This is a genomic window from Flavivirga aquatica (genome assembly GCF_001747085.1).
Taxonomy (GTDB): domain Bacteria; phylum Bacteroidota; class Bacteroidia; order Flavobacteriales; family Flavobacteriaceae; genus Algibacter_C; species Algibacter_C aquatica.
In genome coordinates, this window is the sequence record NZ_MDJD01000034.1 from 717,582 (window position 1) to 743,121 (window position 25,540).

General features: G+C 30.1%; 19 protein-coding genes, 1 pseudogene and 1 CRISPR repeat array. Of the genes and pseudogenes, 6 read left to right on the forward strand and 14 right to left on the reverse strand.

Annotated features, from left to right (window positions below; all coding sequences use genetic code 11):
* Window positions 1-81: 81 nt before the first annotated feature.
* From A8C32_RS09270 to A8C32_RS09310, 9 genes and pseudogenes are all read right to left on the reverse strand, one after another.
* Window positions 82-1,412 (reverse strand): annotated as a pseudogene (locus tag A8C32_RS09270) (IS1182 family transposase).
* Window positions 1,413-1,547: 135 nt separating this feature from the next.
* Window positions 1,548-3,314, reverse strand: a complete 1,767-nt coding sequence (sppA, locus tag A8C32_RS09275; RefSeq protein ID WP_069830141.1) for a signal peptide peptidase SppA — start codon at window positions 3,312-3,314, stop codon at window positions 1,548-1,550.
* Window positions 3,315-3,365: 51 nt separating this feature from the next.
* On the reverse strand, window positions 3,366-4,472 hold the full coding sequence (locus A8C32_RS09280) for an AMP-binding protein (RefSeq protein ID WP_069830142.1): 1,107 nt from the start codon (window positions 4,470-4,472) through the stop codon (window positions 3,366-3,368).
* Complete coding sequence (locus A8C32_RS09285; RefSeq protein WP_069830143.1) at window positions 4,472-5,446, reverse strand: CPBP family intramembrane glutamic endopeptidase; 975 nt, start codon at window positions 5,444-5,446, stop codon at window positions 4,472-4,474. Before A8C32_RS09285 ends, A8C32_RS09280 begins: the two co-directional genes overlap by 1 nt.
* A 3-nt stretch (window positions 5,447-5,449) precedes the next feature.
* Window positions 5,450-6,487, reverse strand: a complete 1,038-nt coding sequence (locus A8C32_RS09290; RefSeq protein WP_069830144.1) for an o-succinylbenzoate synthase — start codon at window positions 6,485-6,487, stop codon at window positions 5,450-5,452.
* Window positions 6,488-7,165 (reverse strand): metal-dependent hydrolase, encoded by a 678-nt coding sequence (locus A8C32_RS09295; RefSeq protein ID WP_069830145.1) that lies wholly within the window; start codon window positions 7,163-7,165, stop codon window positions 6,488-6,490.
* A 35-nt stretch (window positions 7,166-7,200) separates the two neighbouring features.
* A complete protein-coding gene (menA, locus tag A8C32_RS09300) occupies window positions 7,201-8,103 on the reverse strand; it encodes a 1,4-dihydroxy-2-naphthoate octaprenyltransferase (RefSeq protein ID WP_069830146.1) in 903 nt (300 codons plus the stop codon).
* A gap of 81 nt (window positions 8,104-8,184) precedes the next feature.
* Window positions 8,185-9,024, reverse strand: a complete 840-nt coding sequence (locus A8C32_RS09305; RefSeq protein ID WP_069830147.1) for a 1,4-dihydroxy-2-naphthoyl-CoA synthase — start codon at window positions 9,022-9,024, stop codon at window positions 8,185-8,187.
* 692 nt (window positions 9,025-9,716) lie between these two features.
* Complete coding sequence (locus A8C32_RS09310) at window positions 9,717-10,382, reverse strand: uracil-DNA glycosylase (RefSeq protein WP_069830148.1); 666 nt, start codon at window positions 10,380-10,382, stop codon at window positions 9,717-9,719.
* A 62-nt stretch (window positions 10,383-10,444) separates the two neighbouring features.
* Between A8C32_RS09310 and A8C32_RS09315 the strand changes: the two genes are divergently transcribed.
* The gene (locus A8C32_RS09315; protein WP_069830149.1) at window positions 10,445-11,938 is read left to right on the forward strand and encodes a YfcC family protein; all 1,494 of its coding nucleotides are present in this window, start codon (window positions 10,445-10,447) and stop codon (window positions 11,936-11,938) included.
* A 196-nt stretch (window positions 11,939-12,134) separates the two neighbouring features.
* Here the strand turns inward: A8C32_RS09315 and holA are convergent, their stop codons facing one another.
* On the reverse strand, window positions 12,135-13,139 hold the full coding sequence (holA, locus tag A8C32_RS09320; RefSeq protein ID WP_069830150.1) for a DNA polymerase III subunit delta: 1,005 nt from the start codon (window positions 13,137-13,139) through the stop codon (window positions 12,135-12,137).
* Window positions 13,140-13,266: 127 nt separating this feature from the next.
* On the opposite strand from holA, the gene A8C32_RS09325 reads away from it, so the two are divergent.
* The 4 genes from A8C32_RS09325 to A8C32_RS09340 all read left to right on the forward strand — a co-directional run bounded on the left by A8C32_RS09325 (window position 13,267) and on the right by A8C32_RS09340 (window position 16,296).
* Window positions 13,267-13,719, forward strand: a complete 453-nt coding sequence (locus A8C32_RS09325) for a type I restriction enzyme HsdR N-terminal domain-containing protein (RefSeq protein ID WP_069830151.1) — start codon at window positions 13,267-13,269, stop codon at window positions 13,717-13,719.
* A 74-nt stretch (window positions 13,720-13,793) separates the two neighbouring features.
* Window positions 13,794-14,783 (forward strand): glycosyltransferase family 2 protein, encoded by a 990-nt coding sequence (locus A8C32_RS09330; protein WP_069830152.1) that lies wholly within the window; start codon window positions 13,794-13,796, stop codon window positions 14,781-14,783.
* Between the two features lie 96 nt (window positions 14,784-14,879).
* Window positions 14,880-15,719 carry an OmpA/MotB family protein gene (locus tag A8C32_RS09335; RefSeq protein ID WP_069830153.1) on the forward strand — a complete coding sequence of 280 codons (840 nt, stop codon included), beginning with the start codon at window positions 14,880-14,882 and terminating at the stop codon, window positions 15,717-15,719.
* 172 nt (window positions 15,720-15,891) lie between these two features.
* Window positions 15,892-16,296, forward strand: a complete 405-nt coding sequence (locus tag A8C32_RS09340; RefSeq protein ID WP_069830154.1) for a GyrI-like domain-containing protein — start codon at window positions 15,892-15,894, stop codon at window positions 16,294-16,296.
* Window positions 16,297-16,361: 65 nt separating this feature from the next.
* Window positions 16,362-18,224: direct repeats of the CRISPR family, unit length 46 nt; unit sequence GTTGTGAATTGCTTTCAGAATTGTATTTTTACTTAGCATTCACAGT.
* A gap of 109 nt (window positions 18,225-18,333) precedes the next feature.
* Here the strand turns inward: A8C32_RS09340 and cas2 are convergent.
* The 3 genes from cas2 to cas9 are packed head-to-tail and all read right to left on the reverse strand — an operon-like array spanning window position 18,334 to window position 24,049.
* The gene (cas2, locus tag A8C32_RS09345) at window positions 18,334-18,681 is read right to left on the reverse strand and encodes a CRISPR-associated endonuclease Cas2 (protein ID WP_069830155.1); all 348 of its coding nucleotides are present in this window, start codon (window positions 18,679-18,681) and stop codon (window positions 18,334-18,336) included.
* Window positions 18,682-18,731: 50 nt separating this feature from the next.
* A complete protein-coding gene (cas1, locus tag A8C32_RS09350) occupies window positions 18,732-19,628 on the reverse strand; it encodes a type II CRISPR-associated endonuclease Cas1 (RefSeq protein ID WP_069830156.1) in 897 nt (298 codons plus the stop codon).
* Entirely contained in the window at window positions 19,625-24,049 is a 4,425-nt protein-coding gene (gene cas9 / locus A8C32_RS09355) for a type II CRISPR RNA-guided endonuclease Cas9 (protein WP_069830202.1), read from the reverse strand. Before cas9 ends, cas1 begins: the two co-directional genes overlap by 4 nt.
* Window positions 24,050-24,344: 295 nt before the next feature.
* Between cas9 and A8C32_RS09360 the strand changes: the two genes are divergently transcribed.
* Window positions 24,345-24,872, forward strand: a complete 528-nt coding sequence (locus tag A8C32_RS09360; RefSeq protein ID WP_069830157.1) for a hypothetical protein — start codon at window positions 24,345-24,347, stop codon at window positions 24,870-24,872.
* 136 nt (window positions 24,873-25,008) lie between these two features.
* Here A8C32_RS09360 and A8C32_RS09365 read toward each other — a convergent pair whose 3' ends face one another.
* Entirely contained in the window at window positions 25,009-25,326 is a 318-nt protein-coding gene (locus A8C32_RS09365; protein WP_069830158.1) for a hypothetical protein, read from the reverse strand.
* Between the last annotated feature and the right edge of the window lie 214 nt (window positions 25,327-25,540).

The window sequence follows — 25,540 nt, forward strand, 5'->3', positions numbered from 1 at the left end:
AATTCAATTTGCACTTTTATACTCTCTATTTTGGCTCAAATAATGCTTATTGCTTCCTTGGTCTTAATTTCTTTATTTTGACTAGCTTAATTTTAGAATTCTTTTCAAATTCACAGCAAATATTGTTAAAGCACTTTGCATTTGCATATTTTCTATACCATAAGATATAGCTTTAAAGTAATGGAGTACGATTTTATTTTTGCTCCTTCTTTATAACACCCCTCTTTTAAAAGGACAGCTTTTGCATTTCTCAACATCAAAATAATAAGTGATTACTTGATTTTTAGCAACATTCTTTTTGCCTTGTTTCACTTTTCTTATAGCTAAATGACCTGCTGGACAGACAAACATATCTGCATCTTTATTATAATCAAATTCATCTTCTTTTTTTCTAAAACCTTGGCAGATTGCTGGGTTTAACTTGGCTACAATTTTAATATCTTTTTCTTTGGCCAGTTCCAAATTCTTTTTGCCCGAATAGGCAGCATCCCCTATGACGGTGTCTACATCAATACCACGTTGTTCACTTTGTTCTATTAGCTCAGGTAAAATAGGACCATCTCCTTTTTTTCCTGAAGTAACAACTGCTCCTGTGATAATTCTCTCTTTAGTCATTGCCAAATGAGTTTTGTAACCAAAAAACGGGCTGTCCTGTGATTTGTGACCAATCTTTGCATCCTTATCTTTTGAAACAACATCTTGAGCCGCGTGTTCAATATCATCAACAGATTCTTTAAGTAAGTTCAATTTTTATTTTATTACTGGAACTTCACTAAGTGTAGGAGTGCCATCTAATAAGGTTCCTAATTCCTGGCAGTAAGCTAGTTCTTTTTCTAAATCATTGCCCTGATTCTTGACCGGCATTTTACCAACCCAATCTTCTTGATAGTTGTAAATTGATTTGCGTAGTTGTTTGGAACGCTCTCTTAAAACATCTATAGCTGAAATAGGGTTCGATTTTGATAAACTATGGGTAGCATCTACAATAATTGATCTGGATTTTATGATGCCTTGTTCAACAGCAATGCTAACTGTTCTATTGATAAGCATATCCAGCAAATTGGTGTCCTTTAAATGTTGCCTACGAAACTTAGTTAAAGACTTGGGGCAATAACATCTTCTTCGGGTAACATCTCTAAAAAGTATTTGAAGGACATGTCATAGCGTGAACGCTCAACTACATATACATCTGAAATGGTATAAATTACTTTTAGCAGAAGATATTTGAATAGTCTTATGGGACTTTCTGCTTTTCTGCCTTGAGTTTTAGAATATTTTGATTGAAGTTCTTCATAGATGAAATTAAAATCTATTAAATCATTGATACGCCTTAACAAGTTGGTACTTGGAACGATTAAATCATATAAAGAACTGTACTCGCTTAACCGAAGAGATTCCTGTTGAACTATCAGGAATACAAAATACAAAAAAAACGGCAAGTATCTAAAATACTTACCGCTTTTATTTAAGTTCGTGACTTTTTCAGTAGCCTCTTTATAAAAAGTCTCTTTTTTTAATGATGTTCCTGATTTAACAGGAATTTATACCTATTTAATTTCTGTACTAAAAGGAAATCTTAATTGAACACCTTTTCGTTGAGACATCGATTTTACTTCTTGAAGTAATTTATAAGTATCTTCCCCTAACTCTTCTTTCAAAATAGTTTCTTTAGCTTTTATTATTCCAAAATCTTGTAACATTTTATCAAAATCTTTTTCGAAAATTGGAAGTTCTTTAATTTTATAATCATTTATTTCGGCTGCTTCTGCAGCATATTTTAAAGCCAAGTCTAAACCACCTAATTCATCTACCAAACCATTATTTAAAGCATCAACCCCCGTCCAAACACGCCCTTGAGCGATTGCCTTGACATCATCTTGAGTTAAATCTGCTCTTCCATCTGCTACACGTTTAGTAAATAATTCATAAATATTAATAATACCTTCTTTTATAAAGGCGCGTTGTTTATCGCTTAAAGGTTCAAAAAAGCTATAAGTCACTGCATTTTCATTAGTCTTTACCTGTTCTGCATTAATTCCCATATTATCTGCTAAAGCTTTCCCATTAGGTAATACACCAAAAACACCTATGCTTCCTGTAATAGTTGTAGGTTCTGCTATAATTCTATCCGCATTACATGCCATATAATACCCACCAGAAGCTGCTAAATCTCCCATAGATACAATCACAGGTTTTACTTTTTTAGTAAGCTCTATTTCTCTCCAAATTAACTCACTAGCTAAAGCACTACCTCCTGGCGAATTAATACGTAATACAATAGCTTTAACTCTTTTGTCTTCTCTAGCTTTTTTTAATGAAGCATTCATATACCCATGGCCTATATTTTTTTCATCGCCTTCTCCGTAAATAATTTCACCTTCAGCATATATAACCGCTATTTTATTTTTGCTAGAATTTACTCTTAATTTAGTTGCTGCATATTCGGCATAACCAGCTATATCTATAATCTCTAAATCGTCTTTAGCCTTAATACCTACGGCATACTTTAGCGCACTTTTGTATTCATCGTAATAAGCAATTTCATCTATAAGCTTAGACTCTTTTGCTAAACGTGCATTTCTAGCAAGTAAACTGTCTGCTATTATATTTAATCTATCTTCCGAGATATTTCTACTTTCTGCAATGTCTTGTTTTATTTCTTTCCAAAGAGAATTTAAATACACAGAAATTTGCTCTCTGTTATCATCACTCATTTTATTATCTAAAAATGGCTCTACTGCACTTTTATATTTCCCAAACCTTATAACTTCCATTTTAAGGCCAGATTTTTCTTGAAAGTCTTTAAAATACAAGCGTTCTGATGATAAACCTTTAAATTCCATCATTCCTGCGGGGTTTAAATACACTGTATCTGCTACCGAACTTAAATAATAATCTTTTTGGGTATAAATATCTGCATAAGCTGTTATAAATTTTCCTGAGGCTTTAAACTTTAATAAAGCATCTCTTAATGCTTTTGTTTGTGATATTCCTGCATTAATAAAATTATTCTCTATTGAGATTCCTTTTATCTTACTATCTGTTGCTGCATAATTTATAGCATCAATAATATTAAATAATCCATTTTTCTTATTTTCATTTAAAAACGGATAATCTTTAAACTCTGTTTTACCAGCATAATCTTTTATAGGGAAATCTAATTTTAAATTTAAAATAGAATTGGATTTAACCTGAACGATTTCATTTGAACCCGATCCAAATAATAGTCCTATAATAAATAATCCTAAAAAACAGATCATGAGAAATACAAAAATCCCTGTTACTGTTGATAATACGCGTTTTATAAAGTTCATATGTTATTTTTTCTGTTTGTCTTAAAAAAGGTTTCAAAGTTACAATTAAACTTATAAATTTAATTGCTCTAGTGTTTTTTTACGTTGTATTTTTCCTGAAGAAGTTTCAATAAACTGAGGTACACTATAAACCTGTTTAGGTATTTCGTATTTATTTAATATCATGTCTTTTTTTATATTTTTTAAAATGACACTAATATTAATGTTTTGTCCTTCTAATACCAAAATAACTTGTTCTCCAAACTCCTTATGAGGTATTGATGTAACAAAAAACCGTTGTTTTATATTTTTTTGAAGTTTTATTTCTATTTGCTCAGGGAATATCTTTATGCCTCCAGAGTTAATTACATTATCGTAACGTCCTAACCATTCAAACTCTGTTTTAGAAAGTAGTTTAACAATGTCGTTAGTTATTATCTCTTTTTCTGAAAGTTTAGGAGCTTCAATTACCAAACATTCTCGTTCATCTTGAGAAATGATTACATTAGGTAAAGTCTTAAAATAGCTTTTAAAAGCTTGTCTCTGTCCTCCTTCTTCCAATAATAAGTTATTGTTTATTTTTTTAATAGCAATATGAGTCACCGTTTCGGTCATTCCGTAAGTCTCATAAATGCTAGATTCTATATATTGGATAGATTTTTTTAATTCGGGGGACATTGAAGCTCCTCCAACAATAATAGCCTTAATATGATTACAGTTTTTTAAAGAATTTTGCATCTGTAAAGGTATCATAGCACAAAAATCATACTTCTTATTGCTATTTAATTGTGGTCTTGATGTTGGTTCTACCAAATCTAATTCCAACCCAAGAACTAAAGCTCTTACAAGCATCATCTTACCTGCTATAAAATTTGAAGGTAAGCAATGTAATGCGCTATTTCCTGACTCCAATTTAAAAAAATGTCCTGTTGCTAAAGCCGAATTGACCATAGCTTTTTTTTGTATTGAAATAGGCTTTGGTTTTCCTGTAGAACCTGACGTATATACAATTACAAAGTTATTATTATCTAGCCAATTGCTTAAAAACTGACCTATAACTTGCTCATAAGGCTTTCCCTTTTCTACAAAGTTATTTGCAACTTTTAGTAAGCTTTCAAAAGTATAATGAAAACCATTTAGTTTAAACCTTGGATGTATTTTTTTATAGCTTAATATCACTACTTACTTCCTATTTCTTCTAAGGTTCTATAATCTTCTTTTTGTGGCTTAATGACTTCTCCAAACAATTTGTCTTTCCAATTTTTCCAATTGTATTTTTTAGAAAGTATAAAAAGTAGTATTGGAAAAACAACAAACACAGGAACAAATATTTCCATGACACCCATTTTTTCTGGATCCGACATATCTTTTAATATAGAATGTGTTTGAAAAGCGGTCCAATCTGCTGTTACCAAAAGTGCTGTAAACAAATTATTTGCGGCATGAAAACCTAAAGCTAATTCCATACCTTCGTCCATTAGTGTTAATATACCTAAAAACAAACCTGTACCAATATAATAAATCATAATAACTGATCCTAGTTTATCTACTTCTGGATTAGCTATATGTAGTAAACCAAAAACTAATGACGTTATTATTAAAGGAACCCATTTATTCTTAGCTACAATACCAATCCCTTGCATTAAATAACCTCTAAATAAGTACTCTTCAAAACTTGTTTGCAAAGGCACTAATATTATAGCTATAACACAAAGAATTAAAAACGGGACTAAATTAAAGTTTAACTGAAAATCTTCTGGATTAATATAGTAATGTACTAAAACAAAACTACTTGAGACGGTTCCCCAAACTAAAAATATGAACCAAAACCGTTTCCAATCAATCTTATCTCTTGTTGTAGTTAAATGCTTGATTGCTTGCTTGTGTAAAAACTTAACTGCTAATAATAGTAACAATAAACCTCCCGTAAAAGGCAATAACACAAATACTAAGTTTAAATTAGGCTCAAATAACCCCATAATATAACTTGCATCATTCATTTTAGATTGATCTATATTTCCTTTAACAGTCTCTATACCTATGGCTACAAAGTGTGGTAATGAAAAAATAAAAACTCCTGTAACTGCAATTATCACTCCTACAATGTAACGCCACCAGTCGTGTAAAATATTATAAGCTTGAGCTATATACATAGTTTATAAATTATATTTCCAATTAATAATTTTATTATATTGTAAGGTACCTCTTTTTACTTCTAACGGACTTTGAAAATTATTGGTAAATAAACTTCCTGTACCAAGCCCTTGTGGTAAATCACTATTCTTAGTGTAGGTATATTGCGCTATGGCATTAAGCCCTATATTACTTTCTAAAGCACTGGTAATCCACCAACCAATATCTTGTTTTTCTGCTATAATAGTCCATTCATCACTGCCTTTAAAACCTCCTACTAAACTAGGTTTTAGGATTATATATTGAGGTTTAATAGTTTGTAGCAATTCTTGTTTTTCTGTTACAGAAAACAAGCCTATTAATTCTTCATCTAAAGCTATTGGTAAAGGTGTCTTTTCGCATAATTCTGCCATTTCTTGAATTTGCTTCTGTTTTATGGGTTGTTCTATAGAATGCAAATCGAAATCTGATAACACTTTTAATTTTTCTAATGCTTCAGAGGGAGAAAATGCGCCATTAGCATCAACTCGTAGTTCTATATCTCTAGAATTGAATTCTTTTCTAATGGATTTAATAAGGTTAAGTTCTGTTTGAAAATTGATAGCACCTATCTTCATTTTAATACAAGAGAAACCAGCTTCAATCTTATCTTTTATTTGTTGTTTCATAAAAGCTTCACTCCCCATCCAAATAAGCCCATTTATAGGAATAGAATCATTGCTTTTTGAGAATTCTGAAGGAAATAATTCAAATGTATTTTGACTTTCTAAAGATTTAAAAGCCATTTCTAAACCAATCTGAATACTAGGAAATTCAATTAACTGAGGCAATAATTTATCTTGCTCTTCATTAATATGATTACAAAGCCATTTTAATTTATCTTCATAATCAGGCTTATCATCAATGGAAAGTCCTCTAAATAATCCGCATTCTCCTATACCTTGCTTGTTTTCTCTATTTAGAATAAGAAACCAAGTTTCTTTAGTTTTTAAAACGCCACGTGAGGTACCACTGGCTTGTTTGAAATTTAAAATGTATTTTTTATAAGATGCTTCTATCATCTATAAATCAATAAAAGCACCAATTTCTAAAAGCATCAAATCTTTATCCCTTTTAAAAAACTTTCGTTTTGCAGCTTCATGGTCTATTTCAATATACCCAAAGGTATCGTAGTGATATCCTAAAATCTTGTCGCATTCTACAAAATCACTTGCTAAAATAGCATCATCAATTCCCATCGTGAAATTATCTCCAATTGGTAAAATAGCCAAATCTAACTTGGTTTGTAATGGGATTAATTTCATATCAAAAGTTAATGCTGTATCTCCAGCTATATAAATATTTTTGTGCTCACCTTCAATAACAAAACCTCCTGGTTGCCCACCGTAACTACCATCTGGAAAAGAAGATGTATGAATAGCATTCACATATTTTACAGAACCAAACTCAAAATCCCATTTTCCACCGTGATTCATGGGATGGCCTTCAACGCCTAACTTTTCGTAATGTGATACTATTTCGAAATTTGAAATAACAATAGCTCCTGTTCTTTTTGCAATGGCTTCTACATCTACTATGTGATCTTGATGTGCATGGGTTACTAAAATATAATCTGCTTTAAGCGTATCTATATTAATTTCTGATGCTTTTGGGTTTGCAGATATAAAAGGGTCTACAAGTATATTAATATCATTAATTTGAATACCTAAACTAGCGTGACCGTAAAATGTGATTTTCATGAGTTAAAAAATTAAAATATTAAATTACAAAAGATCTAAAGTATATACCCTACTCCCATTAAAACAGCTAATAAAACAGTAGTTAGCGCTAATTTTTTTAATTCAGGGTCTAATAATTTAGGCTCAATATTCGTGTTTACAGTTTTTAAATGAATCAATAAAGGAACATAAGAAACCATAAAAATTAAGTTATAAGGTGATGTATAATATAGCACACCAAATAACCCAGATAATACGATAGCTAATATAATTAGAATATTATGATAAGTTCTAGAGTATTTTCTACCTAATTTTACGGCTAAAGTAATTTTATTAGATTTTTTATCTGAGTCTAAATCCCGCATATTATTAAGATTCAATACTCCTGCACTTAAAAGTCCTATTGTGCAAGCTGGTAAAAACGTAACAAAATCTATTTGTTTTGCAAATAAAACATAACAACCAATAACACTAACTAATCCAAAAAAAAGAAATACAAAAATATCTCCCATACCTTTATATCCATATGCATTATTACCCATAGTATATTTCATAGCTGCTACTACAGATGCTATACCTAAAGAAAAGAAAATTAGAGTTAGTAAAACATGCTTACTCCCAAAGGCACTAAAAATAAGCATAAGTGCTAGGGCTATAGAAATTAATACATTTATTTTAATAGCATTAAATAAATCTTTTGGTGTTATTTTTCCAGATTGTATGGCACGCTCTGGACCAATCCTGTCACCGTTATCTGTGCCCTTAACACCGTCTCCATAATCGTTAGCAAAATTTGATAGGATTTGTAAGCTTAAAGTTGTTAAAATAGCAAGTATGCATATACTCCATTTAAAAACGTCATTATAATAGGCTAAACATGAAGCTAAAATAATTCCTGAAACTGATAATGGTAGCGTTCTTAAACGCATGGTCGAAATCCAGATAGAAATGTTTTTCATCTGTTATATATTGTTTTTAGTTATTAAAAAAATAACATGTATGTCGTTAGGCTTTTTGGTAGCAAATTCGTGAGGCAGTTATCACGGTATCCATTTTTTATCAAAATTTGGCTTACGTTTTTCAAGAAAAGCGTTACGACCTTCTTTGGCTTCTTCAGTCATATATGCTAAACGAGTTGCTTCACCTGCAAATACTTGTTGTCCCACCATACCATCGTCTGTTAAATTCATTGCGAATTTTAACATTTTAATAGAAGTAGGTGATTTTGCTAATATTTCCTGAGCCCATTCATAAGCTGTACTTTCTAATGCTTCATGAGGTATAACAGCATTTACCATCCCCATTTCATAAGCTTCTTGAGCCGAATAATTACGTCCTAAGAAAAAGATTTCTCTGGCTTTTTTCTGTCCTACCATTTTTGCTAAGTAAGCAGATCCGTACCCTCCATCAAAACTTGTTACATCGGCATCTGTTTGTTTAAAAATAGCATGCTCTTTACTTGCTAGAGTTAAATCGCAAACAACATGTAAACTATGTCCTCCACCAACTGCCCATCCAGGAACTACAGCTATAACTGCTTTAGGCATAAAACGTATTAAACGTTGAACCTCTAAAATGTTTAAACGGTGATAACCATCTTCTCCTACATAACCTTGATGACCTCTTGCTTTTTGATCGCCACCGCTGCAAAATGAATATATACCGTCTTTAGTAGAAGGGCCTTCGGCAGATAACAATACAACGCCAATATTAACGTCTTCATTAGCATCATAAAAAGCATCATATAATTCACTAGTCGTTTTGGGTCTAAAAGCATTACGAACATTTGGTCTATTAAAAGCTATACGAGCGACACCATTACATTTCTTATACGTTATATCTTCGTACTCCTTAACCGTTTTCCAATTAACTTGACTCATATCTAATTATTTTGGTCAAAAATAAATTTTATTTCACTAATTCACTTATTTCAACTTGAAAATAATAGTTTATTTTAACTAACCTGAAAAAAATAAATATTCACACAACCTTAACTTATTAATAATTTCTATAAAAACACAAACATATATTCATCAAACGTTATCTAATCTTATCTGAATAATATAAATTAGAAGTGAATAATACGTACAAGTACGTATTGTTACGTGGTCTTTTATTTATTACCTTTGCGGTAAAATTAGTTTTTTAGTGTTAAAAACATTACAAACAATAGAATTTATAATTTTAGTTTTAAACCATTTAATTTGTTTAATATTTTTAAGCCCTAAAACCTATGTTATTAACAATCGCTATTTCTGTTTCTTTTCTTGTGATTATTAATTTTTTACTTTTAAAGTTTAGCTGTAATAAAACGGTTAAGGAAAATAAAATCGACAAAAAACCTGTCGTATTAAGACCTCATATGGTTCTCAAACCTAAAATAGAAGTACTTGCTCCTACTGGGAGTTAATTTACAAACTTTTATTGTTTTAAAACAATAAAGTTTTTATTTACTTGTATTTTTAAGTATCAAGTTAAAACTTAACTTTGTATTAACTCACCCTTAATTGTTATTTATATAAATAGATAACAATCCAATTACAAAATAAGTTTTTTTATTAAATAACATAAACTACCAAATAATTGGAGTATCATTATTCTGTTTAAGCAAAGAATTAGACTCACTAAAATGCTTATTACCAAACCAATAACCCCTATTAGCGCTTAAAGGTGATGGGTGTCCTGATGTTAATATTTTATGCTTCTTATTATCAATTAATTTCATTTTTTGTTTAGCATAACCACCCCAAAGTAAAAAGATAATATTATTTTTTTCGTCACTAATCGTTTTTATAACTGAATCTGTAAAAATTTCCCAGCCTTTCTTTTGATGGCTTCCCGCTTGGTGTGCTCTAACCGTTAAGGTTGCATTTAATAATAATACCCCTTGATCTGCCCAACGCATTAAATTACCACTTTTTGGATATACCACTCCTAAATCAGATTCTATCTCTTTAAATATATTAATTAATGACGGTGGATGTTTAATACTATCATTAACAGAAAAACACAATCCATTAGCTTGTCCATGACCATGATATGGATCTTGCCCAATAATGACAACTTTAACACCTTCAAAATGACAATGGTTAAAGGCATTAAATATTTGCTTTCCTGGAGGAAAACAAATGTGGTTTTTATACTCAAATTTAACAAAATCTATTAAATTTTTAAAATAGGTTTTATTAAATTCCCCTTCTAAATAAGGTTTCCAACTTTCGTGAATACTTACATCCATTTATATAAAATCTAAAATCATACTAAAATAAGACTATCTTTAATCTTGGTAAAATATATACATTGAAAAAATTAAAATTTCCAACCGCCCAAACCATATTATTAATTATTGCTGCCTTAGTAGCGCTTTTAACTTGGTTAATTCCTTCTGGAAAATATGATTCACTCTCTTATAACAAAAGTGAGAATACCTTTTTTAGAATTAATACAAAAGAAACAACTACACTTCCTGCTACACAAGAAACTTTAAACGCCTTAAATATTAAAATTCCATTAGAAAAATTTACTAATGAAGATATTAGGAAACCTATAAGTATTCCAAATACTTATAAAGAACTTAAACCACAGAAACAAGGTGTTTTAGCTTATCTTAAATCTCCTGTTAAAGGTATTATTGAGAGCGCAGATATTATTTTTCTGGTTTTAATTATTGGAGGTCTTATAGGTATTATGAATCAAACAGGTGCTTTTGAGGCAGGTATTTCTTGGTTAGCAAATACATTAAAGGGGCGCGAATATATTTTAATTATTCTAGTTACACTCCTTATAGCTATAGGTGGTACTACATTTGGTCTGGCCGAAGAAACCATGGCCTTCTACCCTATTCTTATCCCTATATTTTTAGCAGCTAAATATGATGCTATTGTTGCTTTAGCTTCTATTTATATTGGATCATCCATAGGCACTATGTGTTCTACTATTAACCCTTTTAGCTCTATTATAGCATCCAATGCTGCTGGAATAAATTGGACAACAGGATTAACAGGAAGATTTATTATGCTGCTTTTAGGTACGCTTATTTGTATTCTATATATTATTAGATATGCTCAAAAAGTAAAAAAAGATCCAACAAAATCTATTATTTACGACCAAAAAGAAGCTATTGAAAAACTTTTTGGTAATACAACAAATTCTAACCTTAAATTAACAAATCGTTTTCGGTTTATTCTTATCATATTCGGTTTATGTTTTGTGGTTATGATTTATGGAGTTTCTCAACTAGATTGGTGGTTTATTGAAATGACTACCGTGTTTTTGGTTGGTTCTATATTAATAGGTATTATAGCCAAAATTAAAGAACACCATTTTGTTGAAACCTTTGTAAAAGGTGCTGGAGACTTATTAGGTGTTGCTATTATTATTGGAATTGCCAGAGGTGTTACCGTTTTAATGGACGACGGGCTAATAAGCGACACCTTACTATATTATACCAGTAATATTACTAATGGCATGAATAAAGGTTTATTTGCCAATGCCATGCTATTTATTTATAGCGGATTATCTTTTTTTATTCCATCTTCTTCTGGAATGGCCGTTTTAACTATGCCTATTATGGCACCTTTAGCAGATGGTGTTGGAGTTGGTAGAGAAATAGTTATAAATGCATATCAATATGGTATGGGCTTATTCGCTTTTATTAACCCAACAGGTTTAATATTAGCTTCTTTAGCTATTGTAAAAGTAGGCTTTAATAAATGGCTAAAATTCGTAATGCCATTGGTTATTATTTTAACTGTGTTTACGATGTTGGTCTTAACTGTGTCTGTTTACTTATAGTTATTCCAAATAAACATAATCACTTAAGTAAGAAAATATCTAGTAAAATACAAAGATAAATTTGGTGTATAAAAAACAGAAAATTCTTCAGATGGAAGGATTATATATTCCTACTATAATATTACACTTTATTTAGGCTTAATGCCCCAATTAAAACCAATTGTTCAACACAGCTATTTTTATATAAATCAAGAATTCAATTCAAAATCTTAACTAACAGCTCCTTTAATAAATCGCCTTGAGGTACAGCACTAGCTCCTACACCTTTACTCTTTAAATCAAATTCTCGTAATATAGAAATTACCATACTTACTTTACGCATAGGATAATGTCTAGCTGCTGTTAAGTAGTCATTAACAAAATAAGGGTTCACTTTTAAAGCAGAAGCTACATGCCTTGGAGACTTATCACTTAACCCATGTAATTGAAGCAATTGCGAGAAAAAACTAAACAATAAAGATACCGTAACTACCATAGGATTATCTTTTGGGTTATCTGCAAAATAATTAACGATTTTATGTGCTTTAATAATATTTTTCTCCCCTATAGCTTTACGTAATTCAAAATTATTATAATCCTTACTAATACCTATATTCTTTTCAATATGCTCAGGTGTGATTTCTGTTCCTTTTGGTAAAATAATCTGAAGTTTTTCTAACTCATTATTTATTTTACTTAAATCCGTTCCTAAAAACTCAACAAGCATTTGAGCTGCTTTTGGAGAAATAGTATACTTTTTTGGTGTTAATACTCTACGAATCCAGTCGGCTACCTGATTTTCATAAAGCTTTTTACTCTCGTAAACCACTCCCGTTTTTTTAAGAGATTTATATAAGGCCTTACGCTTATCTATTTTCTTATACTTATAATTAACAACAAGCACCGTAGTAGGCTGTGGGTTTTGCGCATAAGCAGCTAATTTCTCTATAGTACGAGATAAATCTTGAGCCTCTTTAACAATAACCACTTGATATTCCGCCATCATAGGGTATCGCTTAGCATTACTAACAATCTCATCTATTGCTACATCTCTTCCATACAAAACCATTTGATTAAATCCACGCTCTTCTTCTGCTAAAACTGTTGTTTCAATAAAATTTGAAATCTTATCAATATAATAAGACTCCTCTCCCATTAAAAAATAAATAGGTTTTAAATTGCCGTTTTTTATATCTGTAACTAATTGTTTGACTTCGTCCAAACTATTTTAAATTTTCAAATTATAAACTCTAAGCTCCAAATAAGAATGATAATTTATTAGGATTTAGCGTTTGAATATTGCGATTTCTGGTTTTGTAGTTTAACTTTGAAAAATAAATAGATGCACCTTGCAAGAGCTTAATTTTCCAAAATTTTCGTTTCGATTCAAAAATAATGAAAATAAAATTTCTATTTTCGATAGCATTCGTAAAAAATTTGTGATTTTACAACCCGAAGAATGGGTACGCCAACACTGCGTTCAGTTTTTAATTGAAGAAAAAGGATTTCCTAAATCTTTAATAAATGTAGAAAAAGAACTAACCATTAACAATTTAAAAAAACGCTATGATATTGTTATCTATAATCCAGATGGAAGTATACATTTAATGGTAGAATGCAAAGCTCCAAAAACAACTATTAATCAAAATACTTTCGATCAAATAGCACGTTATAATTTAAAGTTAAACGCCACCTATTTAATGGTTACAAACGGATTAAATCATTACTATTGTCAAATGGATTTTGAAAATGAATGTTATCAGTTTTTAAAAGACATACCTAATTATAACATAAAACAATGAATATTCAGCTTACCAATTGCAGTCACCTGAATAATAAAGTACAATAAATAAACCAATAAATTTTTAGTCTAAAATTGAAATTAGCCGTAGTCATATTAAACTGGAATGGAAAGCAGTTATTAGAACAGTTTTTACCATCTGTAATAACACATTCTAAAGAAGCCACTATATATATTGCCGATAATGCTTCTACAGACGATTCTATTGCTTTTGTAAAAGCAACTTATCCGTCTATACAAATTATTAAGAATAAAGAAAATGGTGGTTATGCTAAAGGCTATAATGATGCTCTAAAACAAATAGAAGCCGATGTATTTTGTCTTTTAAATAGCGATGTTGAAGTCACTAAAAACTGGCTACCTCCTATTATTAATGTTTTTAATAAAGATTTAAATACAACTATTATTCAGCCAAAATTATTAGACTTTAAAAAGAAAGATTATTTTGAGTATGCTGGTGCTGCAGGCGGTTTTTTAGATAAATATGGTTACCCTTATTGTAGAGGTAGAGTTTTTAACACCATAGAGAAAGATACTGGACAATATAATGATACCACCGAAATATTTTGGGCATCTGGAGCTTGTTTTTTCATAAGAAGCACCGTTTTTAAACAGTTAAACGGATTTGACGAGTACTTTTTTGCTCATATGGAAGAAATAGATTTGTGCTGGCGGGCAAAAAATTTAGGGTATTCTATAAAATATATTGGAGATTCCGAAGTTTATCATGTAGGTGGTGCCACATTAAATGCTATTAACCCTAGAAAAACATACCTAAATTTTAGAAACAGTTTATTCTCTCTCACTAAAAACGCTAAAGGACTATTATTCAGAATCATACTAACACGTCTAATTTTAGATGGTATTGCTGGAATAAAATTTTTAATTGAATTTAAACCAAAACATATGTTAGCAGTCTTAAAAGCACATTTTAGTTTTTATTATCATTTAAAACGATTACTAAATCAAAGAAAATCTAATACAAATAAAAAAAAATATTATGGCACGACATCCGTAGTATTTGATTACTTCGTAAATAAAAAAAACGATTACAAAAGTTTATAATAAGCCGTTAGAAAGTTTTGTTAAAATGTTAAAACTGGCTATTTTTTATATATTTTTGCCTAACGTAGAATAGAAAAATTAATCCTTAAAATAATTATGAAAAAAGTTTTATTACTTAGCGTATCCGCAATGATATTATTAAGCTCATGTGTCTCAAAAAAGCAATTTGCCGATCTTGAAGCGAAACAAAAAGAAACTGAAGATTTGTTAAATTCTGCAACTGTTAAACTTAATTCTTGTTTATCTGATGCTGCAGCTGCTAATGCTCGATTAGAATCTATGAAAGAGCGCCTTTCAGATTTACGTAAAAGTAATGACGCTTTTACAGAATTAACATCTAAAGGAGCTACTAACCTAGAAAAATCTTTAGAAACTCTTAAAGAAAGAGATTTAAAAATAACACGTCTACAAGATGCCCTTACTAGAAAAGACAGTGTTACTTTAGCTTTAGTAACAAGCTTTAAACGTGAAGTTGGTATTAACGATCCAGATATTGAAGTTAATGTAGAAAAAGGTGTTGTATTTATTTCTATTGCTGATAAATTATTATTTAAAAGTGGAAGTTACAACGTAACAGATAAAGCTAAAGGTGTGCTTACTAAAGTTGCTAAGGTAATAAACAGTAAGCCTGAATTTGAAGCGATGATTGAAGGACATACTGATGATGTGCCTTACAGAAAAGCCCCATTATTAGATAACTGGGACTTAAGTGTAAAACGTTCTACGTCTATTATTAGAGTATTACAAGAACTTGGTGTAAACCCAGGTCAATTAATTGCTGCTGGACGTAGTTCTTATGTACCTTTAGTAGAAAATACTACTCCAGAGAACAAATCAAAAAACAGACGTACTCGTGTTGTAGTACTTCCAAAAATCGATCAGTTTTACGACATGGTTGAAAAAGAAATGAAGAACCTTGAAGCTGGTAATAACTAACCTACTTCAATATTCATAAAGAAAAGCTCAACTTTTAAAGGTTGGGCTTTTTTTATGCCTAAAATTCAAACTATCACCTTCTTCCCTATTCTATAAAAATATTAATTATATAGCTGACATAGGTTGTCAGTCCTTCATTTTAATTTTGTCTCTAATCAAAACTATACATCATATGAAACACGAATGGAGAAAAAAGGAAAAAACAGTTTACATACCAAAAAACAAACCTAAGTTAATTACTATTCCAGAATATCAATTTATAACATTAAGCGGAAAAGGAAATCCCAACAGTCCTTTTTTCTCTGAATGTATAGGCGTATTATACAGAGTCGCTTATGCTATAAAAATGAATCTGAAAACCTTAAAAGAAGCACCTAAAAACTATAACGATTGGACAGTATACCCATTAGAAGGGATTTGGGACATTACCGAAAAAGCTAAACAAAATTTTAACGGACAAATAAACAAAGACGAGTTAGTATTTAATTTAATGATAAGACAACCCCATTTTGTTAGCGACAAATACTTTAACGATATGTTAGAGTTTACAAAAATAAAAAGCCTCACAGCCTTTTAAACGAGGTTAAATTTGATAAAATAACTGATGGAAAATGTATTCAAATGCTACATATTGGGAGTGAAGTTGTGAATTGCTTTCAGAATTGTATTTTTACTTAGCATTCACAGTACATTGTAGTAAGGAATTAACCACTACATTGTTGTGAATTGCTTTCAGAATTGTATTTTTACTTAGCATTCACAGTATTGGCTTTTCTATTCTAGCGAGGAAATAGGTTGTGAATTGCTTTCAGAATTGTATTTTTACTTAGCATTCACAGTACTTCACCTTTAATGTTAGATTCTATAACGGTTGTGAATTGCTTTCAGAATTGTATTTTTACTTAGCATTCACAGTAGATAGCAGAAATAAAATGCTACCAACCTAGTTGTGAATTGCTTTCAGAATTGTATTTTTACTTAGCATTCACAGTTTAATTGATAAGCTTCATTGCCTAATGGTGTTGTGAATTGCTTTCAGAATTGTATTTTTACTTAGCATTCACAGTTCCGTTCCTCTTCGAGTGCTTCCTCAATTTGTTGTGAATTGCTTTCAGAATTGTATTTTTACTTAGCATTCACAGTATACAAGAGTATTGATTGGGGTCAGAATACGTTGTGAATTGCTTTCAGAATTGTATTTTTACTTAGCATTCACAGTATTATATTGCTGTAAAGCTACCTCTGGAGGTTGTGAATTGCTTTCAGAATTGTATTTTTACTTAGCATTCACAGTTGGGTCTATTGGATTCCAACTAGCCAAATCGTTGTGAATTGCTTTCAGAATTGTATTTTTACTTAGCATTCACAGTCTCTGGATAGGCGTTATCTTTTCCGTTCGTGTTGTGAATTGCTTTCAGAATTGTATTTTTACTTAGCATTCACAGTTGATACGCCACCGTTAAGGCAATCAAATAGTTGTGAATTGCTTTCAGAATTGTATTTTTACTTAGCATTCACAGTGTAGCTGTGGATATTCAACGTGGAACAGATGTTGTGAATTGCTTTCAGAATTGTATTTTTACTTAGCATTCACAGTCATCTGAAAAGAAAACTGCTACTGCTGCTTGTTGTGAATTGCTTTCAGAATTGTATTTTTACTTAGCATTCACAGTGCTGTAATAATACATTTAAATTCTGGGTATGTTGTGAATTGCTTTCAGAATTGTATTTTTACTTAGCATTCACAGTTAAAATTATTACTTACAACGTGCTACAGAGTTGTGAATTGCTTTCAGAATTGTATTTTTACTTAGCATTCACAGTTGGCTTATGTTTGATCTACTCGGAATAGATAGTTGTGAATTGCTTTCAGAATTGTATTTTTACTTAGCATTCACAGTTGTAAAAACTTCTTGTCCTTTAAGCTTATTGTTGTGAATTGCTTTCAGAATTGTATTTTTACTTAGCATTCACAGTTTTTGCGGTTGTACCTACAGCTATGTACTGTTGTGAATTGCTTTCAGAATTGTATTTTTACTTAGCATTCACAGTACAGGGTTACGTAGCACCTTAAGAACGTAAGTTGTGAATTGCTTTCAGAATTGTATTTTTACTTAGCATTCACAGTAAGGAAAACCTCCCGACTAGCGACGACCTGTTGTGAATTGCTTTCAGAATTGTATTTTTACTTAGCATTCACAGTAAACACAAAATAAGGACACTAGCGAGAATAGTTGTGAATTGCTTTCAGAATTGTATTTTTACTTAGCATTCACAGTTAAAACAGCTCAGTTCGTGGTGTGGGATTTGTTGTGAATTGCTTTCAGAATTGTATTTTTACTTAGCATTCACAGTTCTATAGCGGAACTAAAATCATATAAGCTGTTGTGAATTGCTTTCAGAATTGTATTTTTACTTAGCATTCACAGTTTCCTTTAATTCTGGAACATCTGGAAACGGTTGTGAATTGCTTTCAGAATTGTATTTTTACTTAGCATTCACAGTATATCGACACTTAAATAACTGATATACTGAATGTTGAGTGTTTAATTAGAATCTACAATTTTATTGCTTTTTATAGGCTTAAACGCTTTTTAATCAAATATTTAAATTTCTAAAAAAGTTCTAATTGTTGTGAAGGTTTCTCCAGTTCTGTTGGTTTTTGCCCATAAAACAATTGCATCATCCCAAATTGTTTGTCTGTTATTTGCATGACTCCTACTTTACCATATTCTGGCAAACTCTTTTTAACACGTTTTGTATGTACTTCTGCATTTTCACGACTAGCACAAAACCGCATATAAATACTAAACTGAAACATAGTAAAACCATCGTCTAACAAGTTTTTTCTAAACTTGGTAGCCCGTTTTCTATCTGTAGCCGTTTCTGTTGGCAAGTCAAAAAATACTAATACCCACATACTTCTATATTGATTTAATCGTGAAAACCTGTCACTTTTCATAATACTATATCTACATAAAAAACCATCCCCCTTTAAAATACGGGCTTAAATCACACAAATTCTGGGTATAGCACTTTTCTGCTTATGCCAGAAAAACATTGGTATAAACTATTAGTAGTTCTACTCATGGCTACCATTAGTGGGCTTTTATTGCCATCAATAAGCACATCCATTACTGGTAATTGCAATAAACTTGTTTTTAATGCCGTTGTTAACACTTCAAAAGGTTCATTAGATTTTACAATATCATAGACTAAAACATCTACAAAAACACGATAGGGTTCCATAATATCATCAGCTAAACAAAAAGCATTATATTTATTATGATGAAATATACCTACCGATGGTAACATACCGCTACTTACTAAAGCACGAGCAGTTAAGGCTCTTAAAATAGCATATCCATAATTTAATAGGTTGTTAGGGGCTAAACCATGTTGTCCTCTTATAAAATTTTCAATACCAAAAATATGTTTCCAATAATAAACCGCTGCCCGACTTTCATGATTTTCTGTATCGCCACTCTTTACCTCTAAAGCCCATTTATACATTTTTCTAGCAGGAATTCCCTGCTTATCCATAAAGCTTGCTTGATTTTCTATTTTTGAACTTATAGTTTGTTGCCATAAGTTTTTTTGCAAGGGTATACTAGCTTGCAATTGATGTTTAATACGTTCTGTCTGTTCGCTATGCCCTACCAAAGGTTGTAATAAACTTATGGGTAAATGGTAGCTATCACAGCTAATTATTGCTGCTTTATTTTGAATAAGCTTAGCCAACAAACCATTACTTATAGTTATTTGTTGATGTTCTAGCACTAATATGCCAATATCCTCAATAGGTACTGTTTTGGGTGGTGTACTTTCCTCTGGATAACTAACTACTAACTGTTTATTTTTTGTACTCAAATAGGCTGGGGTACCAAAAAAGAGGGTTCGCTTTATCATCTTATAACGCTTATAATATTACCCAATCTATCCATTTTTAATTTCCAGCATCTATCTTTTATCATAATGCCATCAATAGACTTTTCCATTTTATTTAAAGCAGAAAACTCTACTTTATTTTGAATAGGTTTTGAAATAGTGTTATGAACAAAAAAGCATTGATAGGTTGAACAACTTACTGTCTTATATATTTTTTCTACTTGCTTTTTGTTTAAATTATTAAAATTAACTAATGATGGATTATCTATTTCTTCATCTGTTGGAACATATACCAAATCATTAGGTGATAATGAAAACAAGAACTTTCCTTTTGTATGGTTTACAGGAACTGGTGTTCGCTCATTTTTAGGTAAATTAGATACCTGTTTTTGATGTTCTATAACTTCATTTAAGGGTATTGTTTCATACACTCGTTTTTTATCTTTTTCATTCAAATAAATGGCAAAAAACAGATTAGTTCCTTTAGCTGCTTCAACATACTTATCTTTTTTATTTCCTGAATTGCCAACTTTAAATCGACTACCTATTTCATATAATCTTACTTTATAAATAGGTTGATGATTTTTTCCTTTGTTTAAAACTTTAATATTTTTATTTAATTCTTCTACGCCATCTGCATTAAAAGCCAAATCAAATTTTTCTTTTCCTTTATCGTCTAAATAATTATTTAAATGCCTTTCAAGAATTTTTTGAATACTAATATCTGTAATTTTATCAAGTTGCTTTCTCGTTTTTATTTCAGATAAAGAAACTCTTGAAGCTGTTGCAATTTTCCCCTTTGGCGTGGGAATATTTAATTTACCAGAAACAGTTTCTTTATGCATTGGCTTTCTTATTGCCCAATTATCGCCTTTGGTTTGTTTTACTAATACTTTTTTAAGTTGCCCCTCCTTTTCAGCCCATTGCCATGTTTTGTTATTGGTTTTATTAATAACTCTTGTGTTTTGCTTAAAACTAATAATGGTTTTTTCTAAAACAGATTTCGCTTCTACAGGAAAACCATCCCAGGGATGCTTAAAAAATTTGGTGTAATGGTTTTTATCATTCTTAATTAGCAACAAGTCTCTTAATCCATAATTCTTTTTTTCTGCATTTAAGGCATTTAAATAATTGATATGATTTCTAGTACAACAAGCAATTACCAAAGCATCTAAAGCGTGGTGTCTATGGTCTATTCGCTTTTTTGAAAACCCTTTTGAAATTTCGTCTGGAACTTGTACTCTAAAAGCATTTATTTTTGTATCCCAATATCCAAAATTATTAGAATTAGTCATGGTATTTAAACGTTGAAACCTTGAAGCTACCAATTCGTTCCATTTATCATTTAACCCCCAATCTTGTTTAAGTTTTGAAGTTATAGCACCTGTTACTGGAACTATATGTTTTGTAGTTACTTCCTGTTCGTCTTCTTCTCTAACCAAATTACCTAAAAGACCTTTTATAAATTTACTAATATACCTGCTATCGTTTAATTGACGATTTATAAAGCCTTCGGGAATCTCTTCACTTAATAATTTTTTAAGTTTATTTTTATTTTTTTTGAAATATTGATTGCAATGTTTTTCATATTGCTCTAAAGTAAATATTTCAACCGTTTTGTTTTTACCTAAAGATACTTTCTCTGTACCGTGTTTTTTTATAAACTCATAGGCTGTTTGGTTATCTTTTAATTGATTTACCTCACTTTCACAAATTATTTTATTACTTAGAGAATTATCAAAATAAAGAGATTGAGGTATAATGTGTTCTATTTGATAATCGGTAGTAAATAATTTACTCATTGGAATAGTTTTTCCTGTGTACGGCGAAGTATAACCTTGTTCTAACCATAACTTGTATTTTATTATTTCTGCTTTAGTTGGCGAACTATTTTTTCTTATTTTTTCAATAGCATCATCAACTACATCTATGCTTTGATATATACCTTCTTCATAAATTTTCAGAATTTCTTGTTGATTTCGCGAATATGATTTAACCTCTTGGACACCTTCATTTTGTAATTCTTTTAAAATTTCTTTGATTCTATGATTTGTATTTTCGTTTTCTGTAACTCGATTAGTCGATGCTTTACGCTTGTAGGCAGGGTTTTTCATTTCTCGTCCTAACTCTACATGAATTTCATTAAAAAAGGATGCTTTTCCTTTTCCATAATATTGCCAAATATCCCTTACTGTTCTTAATGTTTCGGTGACCACTTGTTCTACAATTGGGTTTCGCAAACTATGCTGTTTAAACCCTTCAAGATATTTATTAATATCGTCTGGAGATTTCCAATACGCTATACTATTGACTTCAGAATGGCGATTATAAACCAAATAACAAGCTTGATAAGTATTAAGCCCTTTTAAAGGGTTTTTATCTTTAAAATCTATAAAGCTTTTTAATAATTGTTTTTTAATATCATCATCTGTAATCTTTTCATCTATTTTATCTTTATTAAAATCGATACCTTTTAATCGCTCTATAATACTATAAGCACGATCTTTAACCTCTTGTTTTATCTCAGATTCATTCCAGTATTCACCCATTCGCATTAAAGGCAATAGCCTTTTAATCGCTTTTTCTGAATAAGCAGCATACTCATTTTTAAATGGAGGAAATCGCTTAAAATTTTCTACAAATGAATCTATATCTATGTTATTCTTTATAGCAAAATTCTTTATTGCTTTTTCATACTGTATTTTATCTTTTACAGAATATATAATGTGCCATAATTTTAACTCTGTTTCTGAAGTAAAAAATAGATTTAAATCAAGGTTTTTTACTTTTTTTAATCTTGATATAAGTTGTGATTTGGTTTCATTACAAGGATATTTTTTATCTTCTACGTAATTCCATCTATAATTATTTTTTTTTCCCTTTTCTATCTGTTTATTATTAATAAAAAACTGAATGATTTGTTTTTGTTCGATCTCTTTTTTAATGTTTAAAAAATCAAATAATTCTACCCAATCGGCTTCCGTCTTTAATAAATCACTGGTTATATCATGGTCTATAAGATTTCCTTTTACATCTTCTTTTTGGTAAATTTTTAGGTTTTTTAAAAATTGCCATAATCTAAATTCTTGAAACAAAGGGTGCGATTTTGAAATGGCTTTTAGAGGTTCCTTCTGCCAAATTTCATTTTCTTTATTGGTAACTTTATTAAGTACCGTTTTTTTAAACAGCCTTGTTTCATATTGACATCCAGAAATAGTAGATTTTTTACTTTTTAAAGGTCTTTGATAGAAAATAATATCATCGGTAAACAAATATTCAAAACCTTTGCTTTTAATATTATTTTGATGCGCCTCATTTCTTGGGTATAGCTCTTGGATACATGTCTCATATAAGGTTTTGCTTTGTAATTCTGGATGGTGTTTTAATTGTTCTTTTATAATTTTAATAAATTCTTCTTTATAAAATTTTCTTTCAATAGTTTTTACAAGTTTTCCTTTAATTTTTTGTTTAGCATTTTGTAAAAGTGTCTCATATATATATTGTCCAACAGTATGTTTTGAAATCTCTACATCTTGCTCTGTTTTCTTTTTGATAGCAATCCAATCTTTTTCTGAATCTACTGCCCTAAAATTTCTTTTAACATTGCCTGCTTTATCTAATTTTAACGAACCATCTTTTTCTTTATTAGTCGTTACTATAAATTCTTTATTTTTTCCAATCCAATTGTCTAATGACTCTTTACTCTGCCTCTTATAAACCCAATCATTTTCTAAAATCACATTGTACCAAGTTCCTCTGGCATTTTTATCTTCAGTTTCTTGGACCTCTACTACTTTCAATGAATAAAAATCTTCAATTTTACTTTCATCTAATACGTCTTCTCCCCTTAACTGATAATAACCTCTTTTTTGATTGAAATTGAGAATTATCCATGCTAATTCTTCTTTTTTTATTTTTTGAGATAATGCTTTTTTACGTAAATAATAAAGCGTCCAATCGTAAGGTATTTTGGTTTCTATACCATTTTCTCTTTTATAAAATAGTTGGGGTTGGGTTTGTTTAAACTCTTTTACCATTTCCTTAAAAGAATCCATAAAAATAAATTCATGCCTACCTATTTGATTTTTAGCATAATTCAATTTCTCTTCAACATTTTCTTTAAATTGACCTAGTTTTTTTTCAAAATCAATTGCGTTTGAATAGTGCTTTGGTAAAAAATCTAAAATATTCAAAACTCTATGGAGTCGCTCTCTTCTAAGCAAGTTACGTTGATTCAATCTACGAACACCACGGTAACTAGTACGTTCTGCTGTTTGAGATATCGAAACTCCTGAATCGAATTTCCCTAGTATATCTTGACTCATTGGAATAATTCGACTACCCAAGCCATTTATTTTTCCTTGTTTTTTTTCGAAATCAGATTCTATTAACGCCCAACCAATCGAGTTTGTTCCTAAATCAAGTCCTAATATTTTCTTCATTTTTATATTTTTATCTAATTTAAATTCTTTAATAATTATTCTATTACGTAAAACCGTAATTAGGTTATTATCTTTTTTATATATTTGTAAAACAATTCTGAAAAGCAATTCACAATAAGGATTATTCCGTTGTGAAAACATACAAAGCGGTTCTTAACGAATCGCTTTTTTATGTTGTATAAAAACCCTTAAAAACAATATAAGAAAGAACTTTCAAGTCATTTCATTTTTTTAATAGAAAATTCTATAATTTTATTTATATAAAAACCACCTACTTTATTAAAAAACAAATCTCATGAAACTAAAATATATCATATTTGCATCTGTACTTTCACTTTTCTCATGTAAAGAAGCACAAAAAAACACAACCGATTTTAACAAAAAAGAGGAGTCCATTAGTGTAAACAAAACCACTGCATCTGATACATTGGAAAAAAAAGAACCTGAAAATTCTATTGGAACAGATGCGTTAAAAAAGGATGCGGTAGATCATTATATTTGTTATAAAGACGACAAAAAAGCGGAAAGAGTAATTTGGATAAGTTTTACAGAAAAAAGTAGAGCTATTCAAGTAAAATACAAAGGACAAAACACAGCTATTGATTTAGTTTTCGTTAAAGAAGAATTTATTAAGGGCGGTGCACACCCTACCATTATAACATATTACAACGAAATACATGATGGCAAGTTAAATGGAGAATATAAATTAACACACTCTGGAAATTGGGATTACGTTAAATATATTAGAGGAAAAGATGGTAAGAAATTTAATTTCACGATAGATCACAATTCAAATTCTTACCGAAAATCTTCGTGTTTTTAATTAATATAATACTATTCTATAAATTTAGAATAATCGATAAAAAGGATACGAATAAATAAAAACTCAGTATTAAATTGCAGATAACCCAATACTGAGTTTTTATTTTATCACCAATTCCCTTATACATTACTATTCTTTAATCTTGAAGTACTTCAATCCTAAAATTGGAAGAAACACTTAAGGCATTTGGACCAGTAACAGCGCTTATATCGTTAGGTGTATCTGTGTGAGTTTCCCAAACATCTTCACTATAATTATAACTTGCTCTAAGATAAACAGCATCGTCTACTCCAAATTGAATGGTAACATTACCTGATAAGGACAATGTAAAGGTCTTTCGCACTCCTCCAACTGTAAATGTTTCATTAATTACTCCTTCTGAGTAAATTGTCCATTCTTGATTTTGTGTAGGATGCGTAGTATTGTAAATAAAAAGTGTATTATTACGTGCCATTTTATTTTAAAATTAGTAAATGTATATATTACAAATCTACCTTTAATATAAGCCAGAAGTATGAGTGGATATACTCATTTCAAAACACCAGTACAAACACCTAAAAACTAATGTATCAGTAAATTAATACAAAAAAACACGATTTTTTCACTAATGGGTATATTATATAAAGAAGCTCCTTTCTTTGGGTATAAAAATAAAAACAACAATCTAA